General features: G+C 35.4%; 18 protein-coding genes. 3 read left to right on the top strand and 15 right to left on the bottom strand.

Annotated features, from left to right (window positions below; genetic code table 11):
* Positions 1-2 precede the first annotated feature (2 nt).
* The 11 genes from PARC_RS08305 to PARC_RS08255 all read right to left on the bottom strand — a co-directional run bounded on the left by PARC_RS08305 (position 3) and on the right by PARC_RS08255 (position 9275).
* Positions 3-839 carry a type II secretion system F family protein gene (locus PARC_RS08305; RefSeq protein ID WP_231616298.1) on the bottom strand — a complete coding sequence of 279 codons (837 nt, stop codon included), beginning with the start codon at positions 837-839 and terminating at the stop codon, positions 3-5.
* A gap of 4 nt (positions 840-843) precedes the next feature.
* The gene (locus PARC_RS08300; protein ID WP_010552699.1) at positions 844-2574 is read right to left on the bottom strand and encodes a TadA family conjugal transfer-associated ATPase; all 1731 of its coding nucleotides are present in this window, start codon (positions 2572-2574) and stop codon (positions 844-846) included.
* A 9-nt stretch (positions 2575-2583) separates the two neighbouring features.
* Positions 2584-3879 carry a type II and III secretion system protein family protein gene (locus PARC_RS08295; protein ID WP_010552698.1) on the bottom strand — a complete coding sequence of 432 codons (1296 nt, stop codon included), beginning with the start codon at positions 3877-3879 and terminating at the stop codon, positions 2584-2586.
* Between the two features lie 19 nt (positions 3880-3898).
* The gene (cpaB, locus tag PARC_RS08290; RefSeq protein WP_010552697.1) at positions 3899-4780 is read right to left on the bottom strand and encodes a Flp pilus assembly protein CpaB; all 882 of its coding nucleotides are present in this window, start codon (positions 4778-4780) and stop codon (positions 3899-3901) included.
* Between the two features lie 23 nt (positions 4781-4803).
* Positions 4804-5034, bottom strand: a complete 231-nt coding sequence (locus PARC_RS08285; RefSeq protein WP_010552696.1) for a hypothetical protein — start codon at positions 5032-5034, stop codon at positions 4804-4806.
* Positions 5024-5698 carry a hypothetical protein gene (locus PARC_RS08280; RefSeq protein ID WP_010552695.1) on the bottom strand — a complete coding sequence of 225 codons (675 nt, stop codon included), beginning with the start codon at positions 5696-5698 and terminating at the stop codon, positions 5024-5026. The genes PARC_RS08285 and PARC_RS08280 overlap by 11 nt, the downstream gene beginning before the upstream one ends.
* Positions 5695-6612: a hypothetical protein gene (locus PARC_RS08275; protein WP_010552694.1), complete on the bottom strand. Its 918-nt coding sequence runs from the start codon at positions 6610-6612 to the stop codon at positions 5695-5697. The genes PARC_RS08280 and PARC_RS08275 overlap by 4 nt, the downstream gene beginning before the upstream one ends.
* Before the next feature lie 6 nt (positions 6613-6618).
* A complete protein-coding gene (locus PARC_RS08270) occupies positions 6619-8013 on the bottom strand; it encodes a Tad domain-containing protein (protein WP_010552693.1) in 1395 nt (464 codons plus the stop codon).
* Between the two features lie 54 nt (positions 8014-8067).
* Positions 8068-8373 (bottom strand): Flp family type IVb pilin, encoded by a 306-nt coding sequence (locus PARC_RS08265; protein WP_010552692.1) that lies wholly within the window; start codon positions 8371-8373, stop codon positions 8068-8070.
* A gap of 21 nt (positions 8374-8394) precedes the next feature.
* Complete coding sequence (locus tag PARC_RS08260; protein ID WP_033013016.1) at positions 8395-8676, bottom strand: Flp family type IVb pilin; 282 nt, start codon at positions 8674-8676, stop codon at positions 8395-8397.
* A gap of 86 nt (positions 8677-8762) precedes the next feature.
* Positions 8763-9275: a response regulator transcription factor gene (locus tag PARC_RS08255; protein ID WP_010552690.1), complete on the bottom strand. Its 513-nt coding sequence runs from the start codon at positions 9273-9275 to the stop codon at positions 8763-8765.
* Positions 9276-9388: 113 nt separating this feature from the next.
* Here PARC_RS08255 and PARC_RS08250 point away from each other — a divergent pair, with 113 nt between their 5' ends.
* Positions 9389-10183, top strand: coding sequence for an OmpA family protein (locus tag PARC_RS08250; protein WP_010552689.1), 795 nt, complete (start codon positions 9389-9391; stop codon positions 10181-10183).
* 39 nt (positions 10184-10222) lie between these two features.
* On the opposite strand, the gene PARC_RS08245 is transcribed toward PARC_RS08250, so the two are convergent.
* Genes PARC_RS08245 through PARC_RS08235 form a run of 3 tightly spaced genes read right to left on the bottom strand, consistent with a single transcriptional unit; the run spans position 10223 to position 13021 of the window.
* On the bottom strand, positions 10223-11431 hold the full coding sequence (locus tag PARC_RS08245) for an ABC transporter permease (protein WP_010552688.1): 1209 nt from the start codon (positions 11429-11431) through the stop codon (positions 10223-10225).
* Complete coding sequence (locus tag PARC_RS08240) at positions 11424-12212, bottom strand: ABC transporter ATP-binding protein (protein ID WP_007586825.1); 789 nt, start codon at positions 12210-12212, stop codon at positions 11424-11426. Before PARC_RS08240 ends, PARC_RS08245 begins: the two co-directional genes overlap by 8 nt.
* Positions 12209-13021: a DUF3025 domain-containing protein gene (locus PARC_RS08235; protein WP_010552687.1), complete on the bottom strand. Its 813-nt coding sequence runs from the start codon at positions 13019-13021 to the stop codon at positions 12209-12211. Before PARC_RS08235 ends, PARC_RS08240 begins: the two co-directional genes overlap by 4 nt.
* Positions 13022-13133: 112 nt before the next feature.
* On the opposite strand from PARC_RS08235, the gene PARC_RS08230 reads away from it, so the two are divergent.
* Together PARC_RS08230 and PARC_RS08225 are read left to right on the top strand one after the other, a co-directional pair.
* On the top strand, positions 13134-14759 hold the full coding sequence (locus tag PARC_RS08230) for a M28 family metallopeptidase (RefSeq protein WP_010552686.1): 1626 nt from the start codon (positions 13134-13136) through the stop codon (positions 14757-14759).
* 160 nt (positions 14760-14919) lie between these two features.
* Positions 14920-16095, top strand: a complete 1176-nt coding sequence (locus PARC_RS08225; RefSeq protein WP_010552685.1) for a putative manganese transporter — start codon at positions 14920-14922, stop codon at positions 16093-16095.
* Between the two features lie 69 nt (positions 16096-16164).
* Here PARC_RS08225 and PARC_RS08220 read toward each other — a convergent pair whose 3' ends face one another.
* Positions 16165-16530, bottom strand: coding sequence for a DUF805 domain-containing protein (locus tag PARC_RS08220; protein ID WP_010552684.1), 366 nt, complete (start codon positions 16528-16530; stop codon positions 16165-16167).
* Between the last annotated feature and the right edge of the window lie 37 nt (positions 16531-16567).

The following is a 16567-nucleotide window of genomic DNA, read 5'->3' as shown; positions in this document are numbered from 1 at the left end:
CCCTATACATCTATATTCACAATTTTACGAATAAATGTGTAACCTACATATAACATGATTGCTGTTATAGCACATACTGCCCATCCCATTGGTTCAGTAAACAATCTCATCATATGAGTTGGTTCCATGTGGTATAGAATAAACCCAATGAATAGAGGCAATGCAGTCATCACTATACCCTGCATTTTCCCCTGCCCGGTGAGGGCATCTATTTTCCCTTCCATTTCTAATTTACGTCTAAGGGTATCTGATAACCGTTCTAGTGTTTCGGCCAAGTTACCGCCTATCTCTTTTGATATTTGCATACCAGATACTACAAGCTTAAAGTCAAGCTCAGGAATACGTTCAAGCATATTGCTTAAACCATCATTAAAGTCGACTCCGAGTCTTTGCTCTCTTAAAAATAATGAAAACTCCTGACTCAATGGAGCATCTTGCTCTTGTACCATGGCCTCAATTGCGTTAGTTAAACTAGAACCCGAACGCATCGATGCACAAATCATATTTAAAGCATCTGGTAACTGTTTAATAAATAGTTTTTTTCTTCGATTTTGAAGATACTTGTAAAAATATGGAGGTAAAAAAGCAACTATAGTCACTAATATTATTGCCAATACAACAGCACCGGTATATGACCAAATAAATAAGAAGAAGACCACCATGCCAATAATATTTGCGATAAATAACTTTTGCGGTTCTATAAACAAAAACATGTCAGAAAGGTTTCGTTTAGCTGTGTGCGTAAATGTATCTCTGTATTTCTCTGCTAAGTCTCTCGAGATGTAATTACCGCCATAAACCAATAAAGAAACTGTAATTCCTACAATTACCATTATCATTAGGCTACTCATTGTCATTACTCACTTTGAAAATGCCTAAATCAATATCAATACCTCTTTCACGGAGTTTTTCGTAAAACTCAGGTATCATACCTGTTGGTAAATAATCCCCCAGCACTTTGCCATCTTTACTATAACCAGTTTGTTTAAACTTAAAAATTTCTGCTAACTGTAAAACATTACTCTCGATTCCCGTAACTTCACAAATGGATGTCACTCTTCGAGAGCCATCACTAAAACGAGATTGCTGTACTATCATATTAACAGCCGAGCCAATTTGCTCTCTTATAGCTTGGATTGGTAAGTCCATCCCTGCCATCATAACCATAACTTCTAAACGTGATATACAGTCACGAGGAGTATTAGCATGAGCGGTCGTTAAAGAACCATCATGTCCCGTATTCATAGCTTGAAGCATGTCAAGTGCTTCACCACCACGACACTCACCAACAACTATTCTATCAGGCCTCATTCGTAAACAGTTTTTAACAAGATCCCTAATTTCGACACCTCCTTTACCTTCCTGATTTGCTGGTCTAGCTTCAAGAGATACAAGGTTAGGCTGATAAAGTTTAAGCTCAGCAGCATCCTCAACAGTAATAATTCTTTCGTCATCAGGTATAAAGTTTGATAAAACATTGAGTAAAGTTGTTTTACCAGAACCGGTACCACCAGAAATAACAACATTACGCTTATTAACAACAGTCATTCGTAAAAACTTGACCATAGCTGGGGACATTGAACCGAAATTAACAAGGTCTTCTGCCTCTAGTTTTTTAGCCATAAATTTACGTATGGTAATACATGGGCCCTTTAGAGCTAACGGAGGTATTATTGCATTAACACGTGAGCCATCTTTCAGCCGTGCATCTACCATTGGTTGACTTTCATCAATTCGACGCCCTAATGGCGTTACAATTCTTTCAATTGCACTTAATACGGCTTGATCATCAGTAAAAGCTATGTCAGAAAGATAAAGCTTCCCCGCTTTTTCATAAAAAATCTCATCGTGAGAGTTAACCATAATTTCAGAAACATCTGGGTCATTTACAATATTTTCTAAGGGACCTAAACCAACAGTCTCGTCTAAAACTTCTTTACATAGCTCTTCATAATCAATATTTACTGGTATTTGTAATTTAAATACTATTGACTCTATTAAGCTTTTACTTTGCTTTCTAAGTTCCTCATCGCTCATTTCAGATACATTTACTCGGCGTAAATCTATTTGTTTAATGAGCTCTCTATGTACCTCTTTTCTCAATGCATTTCGTTGCTTTATTCTAAGTCGAGTTGCATTATCATCATTTAGAACGGTTTCACTTTTGGTTTCTAGTGAAGTTTCTTGGATCGGTGAGAAGTCAGGTTCAATATTTCTTTGTACCTTAGCTTCTTCTTTTGAATGAGAAGCTTCAGTCGCATTTTTTGTTGAATCAAAACCATCACCTAATTCAACACGAATATGATAGCCACCAATTTCTATTACGTCTGTTGGTTTTAGAGGACCAGCCGATTCTATTTTGCTACCATTTAACTGAGTGCCAGTTCGGCTAGCTCTATCTTCTAAATATATTCCATCGTCATTCAAATATAACTTTGCATGTTCTTTTGAAACTTTAAAACCGTGCAAACTGACAATATGTTGCTTATCTTTACCTATCGTGCATGTTTTTTCGTTGCATTTTATACGCCCGACAGATGTACCTTTGGCTGTAGTTACTATTACATCAAACATCAACGTTCCTTAATCTAAAATATAAAAAGCTTTTAATTTATCTGCTTCTTCGATCATTTCTTTGGCACGCTGTAAGCGTTCTTGATGTAACTTACCTTCAATAGGAACTACGTGAGGTGTAACCAGTATTACAAGCTCTGTTTTATCATCAGCAAAATCTCTAGATTTAAATAATTCTCCAAGAATGGGAATAGACCCTAGTAGAGGAACTTTACTAATCGATTTCGACATTTCACTTGAAACCAATCCAGATATGACAATAGTATCTCCATCTCTTACATTCACTACAGATTCAGTTTCTCTTGTTTTAAAGCCTGGTATTCCATTCACTTGAACTGATGCATCAACAGAGCTAACCTCAGCACTAACATAAGATACAATATTGCCTTGTTCATCCGCAGTTGGCTCTATTTCTAATTTAATACCATACTCTTTAAACTCAACGCTAGGAGCGCCATCAGCAGATAGTAATGGAATAGGAACTTCACCACCCGCTAAAAAGCGCGCTTTTTCTCCACTACGCGTACTTAGTGTAGGCTGCGCTAACATACGAGCATCACCTTGTTCCGATAACAATTGTATTTGAGAACTTAAGCCAGTAACAATTCCAAAATGAGAAAAACTATTAGACCCAATAGCTGCTTCACCTATTTGACCCATAATTGAGTCTCCAACTGTAGAAGGGCTATAAACCGAAAACAAGTCATTGTTAGTCCAATTACTGACAGCACCAAATGATGGTCCTCCAGCACTAGTTCCCCATTTAACACCAATGTTTTTAAGAGTCTTCTTACCAATTTCAACGATACTGACATCCATGCGTATCATACTTTTGACTTCTATTTCTTTATTAGTTACTAGAGACGTCACATTAGGTAGGATTTTTGCTATGCTATTCGCTTTAGCAAAAACTTTCGAATCAACTGTGCCTTCTAATACAACTAGCCCCCCTACTTGGCGAACTGACAGAGAAGGGATATCTGCAATTAAAGTTTTAACACGATTAGTTAAACCCGATGTATCGAAAGAATTAACCGCTACATCTAATTTAATACTATTGTTATTAAGATCCCAAATTTGTAGTTGTGTTTCACCTGGGCCTTCTGCGATTAATAGAACACTTTCATTATCAATAACTTTAGCACTCACAATCCCTTGCTGGGCGACCGCTATCCTAGTTACATTATCTATTGGTAATAAATCAAGTGTGCCTACCTTCATCTGAATATTTGTAGATATCTCAGCAAAAACTTGAAAAGTGAAAATAAGAGTTAAAAATATAATTAGTTTGATACTACTTTTCATTTGTGTATTCCCTTACAACTTATAAATTATTGTTATTATTTTTATCTGCATAACTTGTTTTATTAATTACGATATTTCCACTTACAGTTTGTATAGATGTACCAGAACCACCAACTATAATTTCTACTTCTCTTTGTTTTTTGCTTGCAGAGAACAAAGAAGAAGAATCAATATTTTTAGCTAGCACTTGCTGCTCATCTTTTCTATTGCGTAATAAGGCCACAAACTTACCGTGTTCTTTCGCCAAGCTAACTCGCCCTGCATTTAATAAAGTAACATCTAATGTTACGGTGCTATAATTGCTAGGATCTCTATAAATCTCATTAACAAGCTCTTTATTTTCTGCGGCTGTTATTTTGCCTGTAGCTAATACATTTACCTTTTCTATAAGCAAATCTAGTTGGGGCTTACCTTTTGTTTTTTCAGATAATAGGTATAGATCAACTTTATCTCCAGCAACTAACATGCCTGAATTAGAATTGTTTTCATCTATCTGAATTGTCACAGCTCTTCTGCCATCTTTTAACATATCAGAAAACTGTGCAAAGCCTTTACCCGGTAAGTAAGACTTTAATAAAGCTTGCCCTGTTTGTAAGTTTTCTAACAACATTTGTCCTTCAACGTCTCCGAACTCTTGAGGGCTTAAATAACCTGCGGGTAAATAATCCGATGGTATTTTTCTTACTGCAACCATTGTTTTGTCAATAACAGCTCCTTTTGACAGTGGTTTAGTTACAACCACGACAGGAACTTTAATCACATCATCACGACTGTATAAAACTCTCATTTCATCTTCTTTTGATTCCATATACCTTCCTATTGACCAGGCTGCAAAAACACCTAAAATAATAGAAACGAAAAGGAGTACCCAGTTCTTGTCAAACATATTTTTAATTTTCATTATTCTTCCTTGTTACTAAGGCTTTAAAGATCATCCGGAAGTGGCGGTAAAGATTTTGCATAGCTATAGTCACTATAAGATTTTTTTAATTTATCAGACAATATTTCCATTATATTTTTTCCTTTATATTTTTCTAGCCAATTGTTGTCTGTTAACTCACTATCAGGGACTGGCAAAAGTAAAGCTAAAACTAAACCAATTGAAATAACCAAATACTCAACACTTGCTTGCCCTTTTAATTTATTATTCAACATCTACACGTACCGCAGTAATAAAAGTATTATTGGCTCTGCTGTCAAAAGTAATGCTCACATTACTTGGGCCATTACTTGCCAAAAAAGCACCTTTCTTTTTATTTTTACTAAACATTGATTTATTAATTGTCCAATTATACTTTTTAAAATACGTAGAATAAAAATCTAAATTTTTTATTACTGATAACCTGTTAGTTAAAATCATCGTACTCGACTTTTTTGAGCCATCTATTGATTTAATTTCTCTTAATAATTGTGTGCTACTTGGTTGTGGAAAATCTTTTATTTCTTTATTCAAACTACTTAGCTTTCCATCCAATTTTGAAGAAGTGGCTACAAATCCATAAGATAAGTTTTTACCAGCCGATTTAAGTTTAGCTGTATATATCACATCATCAATTACGGCATTTATAATATCCCACCCGTCATATTGTACATATGTATATTTTTTACTTTCATCTTCCCATTCATTTTTAAAAAAGTTTAAATTAAACTCAAGGTTTCTTTTACTTTTAAAGTCCCAAGCTTGCATTTTTACGCCGTCAACTATCATCCCATCAGATACAATCTGAACAGAGGAATCAACAGGAAAATTAACCTGCGCATTAACTCCAAAGCTCAATAAAAATAAGACAGTTAATAGTTTAATCAAATATTTATTCATTTATCACTCCCATCAATGTTATTTCCTTTTCTAGAAGTTGGTAGCTCTTCTATTTCGATATGACCGAATTTCAAAGAATTTGAGTTAAGCTTTTCCATAATAGGTATTTCTGAAACAGCATCACGCAATGAGTCTAAAACACCGATATTAAAGAGATTTGAAGGGACTAGAGATCTAACTCTATTTTCATTATGTGATTGACCTCCTACATTCCAACCTGAGGCTAAAATATATGAATCAGAGGTTATAGGGAATTCGAATTGATGAGGTCTTTTATTTTCACTTTCAGCATTTTCATTCTCAGGCTCTTTATCAATATCTTCATTAATAAACTCAAGAAGTTTATGGCTAGTTACTTGTGTAGAAAAGTTAGCGTGGTAAAACCCCTTTTGCTCTAGATCTAAACCGCCAATTTCGAGAACTTTGAATGCCATTGAAATAGCTGAAGCTATAGTACCTGGTACATTATTATTTTTTAGATCATTACTAAAATAATTATGAAGAGTATCGTCTTCTTCAGTCGGGTTAAAGGGTGCTAACAAAAACTCAGAATCTGTCTGGCTAGCTTGATTAAAATTAAGAAACTGAGCTGTATTACTATCATTCCATTTAGAATCAGATGGTTGTAATGAAGTAATAACACTGTCATGACCTTTAAATATTCTCCAAGGGACGTCACTCACAACCTGAGAAGTATTTTTAATAGCTAATGAAGAATCATCTCCAGACCAATTACCTGGTTTATTCTCAAGCCATACAGTTCTTTCCCAAGCTATATATCTTGACGACATATTTGCATAATGTTGTGTTTCTATAATTTTACTAAAATAAGGAACTAGCAACATCATTGGAGCAATAACAAAAGTTACAAAAACAATCATTTCTATAAGTGCTTGACCAGAGTTCTTATTCATAATTTCTCACAGTGCCATAGCTAGTGCACTAAAAAGACGTCTTTCATCTTTAGAAGTGTCGTTAAGAGTTACCTGCCAATAGGGATTATATAAATTCCCATACTCCCATTTAGAATCCGATCTCCCCCACATTCCACTATCTCTAAAATAGTATATTTTTGCTTTACTCATTACTGTAATTTTGTCCGATGAATTAACTCTTTTTTCTTCTAAATCTATATCTATAACTTTAGTATTTTCTTTATTTTCTGTACCAACTTTAAGGCTCTGAGATGTCCTAATATCACTAAAATCTTTAGAAACAACCAGAGTTACCATAGGCGCGACATTTTTACTATCCGTTGATTTAATATCGTAGAAGCTCTGCAAACCCGAGTATGCACTATTTATATCTGACTCATTTCTATAAGCCCATTTAGAAGACTTTTTGTTGATTTTACGAGATTTCCCATAATAATTTTTATTCGTGTACTTTCTAGTATCTTTGTCACTTCCAGCATGACTAGCCCCCCAACCGGTAGGAGTTTCCCCCCCGCGCCATTTACAGCCACTCCATAGTTTGCAACTAAAAATCTCCAGATGGAAACCAAGTGTATCCATTGCGCTCCAAACTTCAGCTGAACTTCCATTTTTAAAAAGTTCAGTACCACCTGTTTGCTTTGTTTTCAATTTTGTTGGGAGGCCAGCAAAAATAAGGTTAAATTCAAAAGGGAATATATCCCAGTTAAAGCTTCGATTATCAGTAAATGGATCAACAGAATTTGTTATAAGCTTAAAATGCTCATCATATCTTCCCGTTCTGTCATTTCTATCGAACTGTCCTTGAAAGTCGCTCCAATCAGAATAAATAAAATCACCAACATTTACTGCCGAAGCAAGTGACACATAAGCTGAGGGGTCATTTTTCTCTAAGATATTATATGAAGTTTCTACAAAACCAAATGTTGTTGCAGTATTCATTATAGATTGAGAAGCAGATAAACCTGAATTTGCAAAATCAGTCAAAACTACGGCTCCAGTCATCGCTGGCTGGATGATCGCATTCATATATGCTAGTACAGAGCGAACACCTGCAGCTACTTGCCCTACAATAGGTATGGCTGCTGTAACGTCAGAAATATTTTCACCAGTCTCCTCTGCAAAGTTCCCCCAAGATGATAAACCAACATATTGAGCAACAGCTACATGATTAGCAACCATTGCACGGTTGGTGTAAGCTTTGAAATTTAAATCTCTGGCAAGCAACTGTGCACCACTTATAACAGTGGCATCAGCTGAGTTTTGTAATTTTGTTTTATTTAGGTTTTGTTGCGAGATATTAAAAAGGTACAGTAAAGACATGACTATACTAGCTAAAAACACAGTACCTATAATTAAAGATTGTCCATTTTCCTTACGCATATATAACATCCATTTTGAGTGCTAGTAACAATAAAGTTACTAGCACTCGATACTCTAATCCACTACTTCCGATCCACCACTAGAACCACCACTTTCCCCGGCAGCATTATTTGCGCCTTCGTTATAATTACCAAGATTGTAATCTTTATCGGCAGTTATAGCAGCGCTATCAGCAGCCGCTTTAGCATTTGCAATTTGTGCACTCGAGTCATTTCCCGCAACTTCAGTTGCCAGCGCGGCAACTTGATTACGCACTGTTTTCCCAAAAAAACTGTATACACCAATCGCTGATACAGCAATAAGTGCAACAATTATTATGTACTCAGTAGTACCTTGGCCTAAATGCTGTTTTTTTAACATTTTATGCTCCATAGGTATTTATTAACTGCCGCCTGAACTGCCTGAAGCGGCTTTATTACCACCTTCATCAAAATTACCTAGGTTGTAATCTTTATCAGCGTTAGTTGCAGCATCATCAGCAGATTTTTTCGCTGCTTGAATTTTAGCTGCTGAGTCTTGCCCAGAAACCTCTGAGGCAATTGCTGAAACTTGGTTTCGTATAGTTTTACCAAAAAAACTATATACACCGATTGCAGAAACAGCAATAAGAGCAACAATGATGATATATTCAGTCATTCCTTGCCCTTGTTGTTTTTTATTCATTTTCATTGTTTACTCCTTGTATATTAATCGAAATAGAATGTTAGTATCTTTTTCTTAACAAAAAAACCATCCCATAGGATGATTTTTCACTTTGATAACTGAATTAACAATGAAGTTCTATTTTTTGTATTAGTTTTCGATAAAATATTTTTTACATGCGACTTTACTGTTGCTTCAGAAATGCATTTATTTCTAGCTATTTCTTTATTACTTAGGCCTAACTTTATTTGTTCAAATATTTGTTTTTCTCTTTTAGTAAAGCCAAAAGAATTAATAAATGTTCTGCTGTTGCCTTTGTTTAAAGATTCGTTTATTTTTCTAGTTAAGGTTACACGACTAAACCACTTTCCGCCGCTGTTTATGGTTTCTATTACCTCCTGAATATCCATATTTTCAGTTGATAACCATAAGACACCAGAAGCTTTCTTGTTTAAAAGTTGATATTCAAAATCTAAATCAGCAGGTAAATCAATCAAGACTAAAACGCCCTCCAGAAGTTCACCTAAGATTTCTGCTTCACTCGATTTTATTATTTTGTATTCTATCCCCGAATTTTCAAGTCTATCAGTTATACCTTCTGTGCTTTTAACTGCTAACATTTGCTTTATTCCCTTAGCCCCTATACATCAGTCAGTGACTTTAATAAAATGTACCTCAAGTTGCAACTAGTTTTATATAATGTTAATTTAAACAAAAAATATGGATGTTACTCATGAAAAAAAAATACATTTTACCTATACTTTTTACCTCCTCCCTCAATACTCTGTACTGTAATGCTTCGATGGGGCTAATCGAAGATAACAATAGATCGACTATTGAATCTGATTTCGATAATCAAGAAAGCTTTATTGTAGATAATAGAGCAATGATAGCTTCATCCTCTAATTTTAAGAACTTTGAATTCAATAAATATACGAATGCATCTGATAAATTTGTAAAGGTTTATAAATACCTAATGTCACAAGATTATATCTTGGTAAAGGAATGTTCATTTTTAGAGTGTGGGAACTCGATTAAGTTAGCAAACGATATAAATTCAATAAATTTCATTAGTGATAAAAGTAAGCAGAGAGTTGCTATATTTAAGAAAGGAAATGACTTTCAGCTCATACATTTATCTTCATATGAAGATAATTCATTTTTGTTTGTAAGAAAAATGAATGATGCTAAAGAAGATATAGCTTTAAATAAATATGATAATCAATTTAAAAATGTCTACTTTAATTTGAATTCACATAAAATTGAAAAGTCTTACTACAAGAATTTAAAGTCTATTATTAATAATAGTAGCGATGAAACAAATATTTTTATAACAGGTCATACTGATAATTCAGGAAATTATGATCTTAATATGCAACTTTCATTAAAAAGAGCCAAAGCAGTAGCTGATTATCTTATAAATAATGGAATTAATAGATCAAACATTAAAATTGAGGCGATGGGTAGCTTATTACCAATAACATCTGATGACTCTAAAAATAGAAGAGTAGAAATAAGCTCATATTAATAATTTTAATGCACTAAAAATAATTTAGTGCATTAAGCTCTATCTAAATAACACCTCTTCTTTATTAAACCACTTCACGCAAAAAAGAATCGATATAATTGCAATGATACTTGTAGATCCTATAATCAAGTAAACATGATTATACTCAACAGTTCCTTTTAGCAACTCTCTAATAGCTAATGATATGTTCACTATTGGTATAAGTGACGTTTTAACGTTTAGTTCCATATTAGGCATCATTGAAATTGCGAGGGGGAAAAATGTAAGCATTGAAAGAGGCCCCATATAATTTTGAGCTTCTTTAAAAGTTTTTGCATAAATTGAAATCGCTAAAACTAAACTAGAAAATATACAAGCTAATGGTATTAATAAAAGTAATATTAATATCAAATCAACGGTGCCAATTAACTCTATTGCATCTGTTATAAAAGATATAGAAATAAATTGTTTTGCTATATACATCCAACTTCCCAAACTTAATACTGTGATTAGGGATGTTGCTAACGAAGCAGTTAATATAGTTATAAATTTACCCATAACTAATTGAGTTCTAGTTATGGGTGTAAGTAGTAGTGTCTCTAAAGTCCCTCTTTCCTTTTCTCCTGCACCTAAATCAATTGCGGGATAACTTGCACCTGTAAGAACAATAGGTATCAACAAATATGGTAATAACACTCCTATTTTCTCACCGAAACTTTCTCTTGCATTTGATGAGTCAATTAACTCTAGTTCTATTGGTGATAATACAAAATCTTGCTCTTGATGTTTAGTAATCCCTAATTCTTTTAAATTTTTATATTGGATTAATACTTTGTAGTCAGAAAATATTTTATTGATTTTCTCTGTTATATAATTAACTCTGCTTGAATTATTAAAAACAACTTCAATTTTAATTATACTTTTAGTTTTCCCATCAATTATTGGCTTACTTTCTATATAAATACCTAAATCAATCAACTCATTTTTAACAGCTTTTTCTAACTCTTCTTTGGTATTTGTTTTTATATCCTTATTTAAATTAAAGTTTTTGTGATAAAAGACTGACTCGCTAAATCCTGTAGCATACTCCTCACCAATGATTGAATAACTATGAACTTCTTGCTCTGCACTTAAATGTGCTTGAGCCATAAAATAACCTAAAACCCCAAATATCACAGGAAATATAAAGACCGGTAGCGCTACAACAAACAGTAGCGTTTTTTTATCGCGAAGGAGTTCTCTTAATTCCTTTTTAAATACTTCAAACATCATGTTTCTCCGTTAATATATTCATAAACGCTTGATTAAGCTCATCACTATTACCTGCTTGTTTAAATTCATCTACTGTTCCATCAAAGCAGCTAATACCTTCGTTAATTACAGCGACTCGGTCACATAAAAGTGCAACTTCATCTAAATGATGGGTCGAAAAAATAACAGGTGTACCTTGCGCCTTTAAACCCTTAATAAATTGAATAACGGTTTGCGTGGTCATTATATCGAGACCCGTTGTTGGCTCATCAAGCACAACAACTGCTGGGCGATGCACAACAGCACGCGCTATATTTGCTTTTTGCTTCATACCTGTTGATAGGTTTTCTGCGCGTTTATCTACAAACTTATGCATATCAAGCAATGTAAATAGCTCATCACAACGCGATGCAATATCGCTTTTGCTCATACCGTGGAGCTTTGCAAAATACTCTATGTTTTCTTTTACAGTTAAGCGGCCATACAAACCGGTAGAGCCCGATAAAAAACCGATAGACTTACGTCCCAGTAGCGGTTTTTTTACAATGTCGTTTCCGGCAATTGTTATTGAGCCTTCATCGGGCTTTAACGCGGTTGAAATCATTCTAAGTGTAGTCGTTTTACCCGCACCATTTGGGCCTAGCAACCCAAGTACTTCACCTTTTGCGCAGCTAAAACTCACATCTCGTACTGAGTGAAAGTAATCTTTATCTTCACGAGGGTCGATGTCGTCTATTTTATTTTTTTTGTGATCTTTAGTTAGCTTAAATTTCTTTTTAAGCCCAGCAACTTCTATCATGTTCGCATCCTTCGTTTCGCTCTAAAATAATCTGTATTGTTGTAAAATGAGTCGTCTTTGTTTTCGTCATGCCAGCCAGGCACACCTAGTAAAGGCAGTGGTGAAAGCTTTTTGTTATCGGCCAAGCAGTTATCTGTATTAATCATCTCATAAAGGGCTTGGTCAAGGTACTGGTATTGAGTTACTAAATCTTTACAAAATATTTCATTAGGTACACAAACAAATAACGCTTTACCCGTTAAACCTATATAAGGCTTTGTTAGCATTTCATAATTAGCATGACCAAACATAAAAGGTTTTATTGTTTTACCCCACTCATGTTTGTGTTCAACAAATGCAGTTTTCCATTGGTGATCGCAAAGCCACTGCTGCCATTTACTTTCACTTATAGCTAATACAACGCCACATTCATCAAAAAGCGTTAGTGCATTACGATGTTTAGTACGCTGTTGCAGTCCATGCTCAGCTATATCTTGCACATGTCTATGGTTTATTAACGCTTTGGTTTTTGGAAATAAACACCATATAAACCCACCAAATAAGTCATGCCAATTTTCACTGCGTGTAGGCACAACACCCGTTTCAAAAATTACTTGCTCGTAATACCGATCGCCAAAGTCTACCTTTGCATCATCTTCAAAAGTAATAGGAATATTATTCTCATTTATAGCGGTTAAAAATGGAGAAAACCACTGCGGCGCCGGCCAATCTGTTAGTTCGTTAACTTTAAATAGCTCACGTAAATGCGCAAATGCACCTGTTTCTAAACTACTGACTTGCCACTGCTCGGGGGGAGTAAAACGCTTCATTTAAACCTTTAACAATTTATGCCTATAATTTACGAGAAGTTTACCGCAAAAACTGGTTCTGCTTAATAGAAGTTAATATACTAATCACAACTTAAAACAAAAAAGAGCTGACATGAAACATTATTTCTCTCTCACACTCCTCGCTACGGCTGTTTTAGCTGGTTGCGCAACAACAAGTATTACCCCTACTGATGTAACAAATGGATATAACAGTATTCAAGCTGATGAACTGGCTAAACATGTGAAAGTACTCGCATCAGACGAATTTGGTGGTCGTGCTCCTTCATCACCAGGCGAAAAGCTAACGCTTGATTATTTAACTGCGCAGTTTAAAGCTTTAGGTTTAAAACCAGGTAATGGCGACAGTTACTTACAAGAAGTGCCATTAGTTTCTTTAGAAGCAGATTCGAACATGGTGCTTAGTATTGGCGGTAAAGACTACCAATACAAAAAAGACATGGTTATGGGTAGCAGCCGCATAAGCGCACAAGAAGCCATAGAAAATTCTGAACTTGTATTTGTGGGCTACGGCGTTAATGCACCTGAATACAATTGGAATGATTACGAAGGCTTAGACGTTAAGGGCAAAACGGTTGTAATGCTGGTTAACGATCCGGGTTTTGCAACAAAAGACCCTGCTTTATTTACTGGCGACGCGATGACCTATTATGGGCGTTGGACATACAAATACGAAGAAGCAAGTCGACAAGGTGCAGCTGGCGCAATTATTATTCATGAAACAGCACCTGCATCTTACCCGTGGTCAGTAGTTGAAAACTCGTGGAGCGGCGAGCAATTTGGTTTTCAAAAAGAAAACAACAACATGGACCGCGTAGCTGTTGAAGGCTGGGTTACAACTGACGTAGCAAAAGAGCTTTTTACTAAAGCAGGTTTAGATTTTGATACCGTTAAAACGAATGCTGCTAAAGGTGCTTACCATGTTGATATGGGCGATTTAACTGCTTCTGTTAGTATTAAAAACACGATTAAAAAATCGGTGTCGTATAACTTTATCGCTACGTTACCAGGAAGCGAGCAACCAGATGAGCATGTTATTTACTCGGCTCATTGGGATCACTTAGGTACAGACAAAACACGTAAAGGTGATCAAATTTATAACGGTGCTCACGACAATGCAACGGGTACCGCTGGGCTAATTGAAGTAGCTGAAGCCTTTACTAAATTACCAAAGCACTCTAGCCGCTCAATGACATTTTTAGCGGTAACTGCTGAAGAGCAAGGCTTATTAGGTTCTAAATACTATGCGGCAAATCCAGTGATTGCAGCGAATAAAACAGTCGCTAACATAAACATGGATAGCTTAAATTTATTAGGCAAAGTAAAAGACATGAATGTGGTTGGTATTGGTAAATCACAAATGGATGAGTTTTTAGAAACTGCGGCTAAAGAGCAAGGCAGAACAATATCAGGTGATCCTAAACCATCATCGGGTGGCTATTACCGCTCTGATCACTTTGCATTTGCAAACATGGGCATTCCGGCCATGTACGCAGGTGGCGGCACAGTGGCTGCTGATGAAGAAACGGCTAATTACCGTAAACGTATGAGCTTAGTACTTCGCGGTTGTTATCATCAACCATGTGACCGTTACCGTGATGAATGGGATTTATCGGGTGCTGTTCAAGACTTACAATTATTTTATAAGGTAGGTTTTGATATTTCTGAAACAGAACAGTGGCCAACGTGGAATACAAACTCTGAATTTCAGCGTAAGTAGCCCAATTTAATCACAGCCTTTAATTCAAATTTAAACTAACTTAGATTTGGCTATCGAAAAACTCAAACAGAGTAATCGATTTAAATAGATGCAAATGATATTGATTATCATTTAATTAAAATGTACAGTGTGACCTAGTTAATTTATTAGGTCGCATTGTATGATTTCACTCCCTCACATTGGTTTTATTACTCCTGCCTCAAAACGATTTTTGAGCCAAAATAAACGCTTACTGCTGCCTTTATTTATTTTAACTTGCCTTGCAATACCGCAATTACGCGAAATAACAATGACCGCACTGAGTGATGCATTTTTTCAAGTGAGTGTGTTTGTTGCCGCAACTCTTCTAATTTATTACTACGCTATAGAACACTTACCTCAATTAGAGCTTAGTTATTTAAGTGCCAAGTCCCCTATTTTAGAAATTAGCTTTGCAGCGGTTTTAGGTGCATTACCTGGCTGTGGTGGGGCTATTATTGTGGTTACTCAATTTACAAAAGGCCAAGCAAGCTTTGGTGCTATTGTCGCAGTTTTAACCGCAACAATGGGCGATGCTGCATTTTTATTACTTGCTACCCGCCCTACTGAAGGCTTGTTAATTATGGGGATAGGGTTAGTTGTGGGTACATTCAGTGGTTTACTGGTTAATACAATACACAAAAAAGACTTTTTACGCCCAACAGCGCAAGAACAAAAGCACCAAATTAAAATACTCTCAACTAACATTATTAAAATCAGTAGACCGGTTTGGATGGTAGCAATTATCCCAAGCCTTATAATTGCCTTTTTGATTGCCTTTAATGTTGATTTTTCACAGTTTGGTTCAAGCACAAGTACTGTAATTACACTATTTGGTGCATTAATGGCTTTATTTATTGTTAGTATTTGGGCACTTTCGTCAAGAGGTGAAAGCTATCAAGAAGTAACGTCAGAAGACGATGCATGTAACCCTCCTTCTAAAATAATAAAAGTATTACAAGATACCCATTTTGTTACGGCATGGGTTGTAGCCTCTTTTATGCTATTTGAGATTTTGGTTAACATTGCCGGACTTGATTTAAAAACGTGGTTTGTACATTACGCCTATTTAGCCCCATTAATTGCAGTGCTTATTGGATTTTTACCCGGCTGTGGCCCGCAAATAATTGTTACAACGCTTTATATTCAAGGCATTATTCCCTTTAGTGCTTTAGCAGGAAACGCAATTTCTAACGATGGTGATGCGTTATTCCCAGCAATAGCAATGGCGCCCAAAGCTGCAGTTATAGCTACACTTTATACGTCTATTCCCGCATTAATAGTTGGTTATGGATTGTATTTTTTTGCTGAAATTTAAAAAATGAGATTTAAAAACGCAAAAAAGCTCAGCAATTGCTGAGCTTTTAACATGTTAAGTTATTCTTACTTATACAGTAGTTGGTTCTGCTGCTAATTCTTTTGGATTTGGACCAAAATCGTTCTCGCCTTCGTGCGAATCTTGCGCAAGAAAAACAATTAAAACAATCCAACCGATGATTGGTACTAACCAAAGTAACTGCCACCAGCCTGAACGGCCTGTGTCATGAAGACGACGTGCACCCGCACTTAAGCCAGGAATTAATAGCGCTAAGCTATAAATAGAGCCAATGAACATTGTACCTAGTACACCATCAATCGCATTACAAACTACTGAAAAAATGAAGTTAAATAATATAAACATCCAATATGCTTTACGACGATTACGGCCTGAAAAATCTGCGTAGCTACGCAACGCGTTCATATAATGTTCCATGAAATTTCCTTAGTGTTATTTTTTATATTCCCTAACG

Origin of the sequence: Pseudoalteromonas arctica A 37-1-2, from assembly GCF_000238395.3 — a bacterium.
Lineage (GTDB): Bacteria > Pseudomonadota > Gammaproteobacteria > Enterobacterales > Alteromonadaceae > Pseudoalteromonas > Pseudoalteromonas arctica.
The sequence above is the reverse complement of the archived record's forward strand: the minus strand, read 5'-3'. Positions and strand labels throughout refer to the sequence as shown.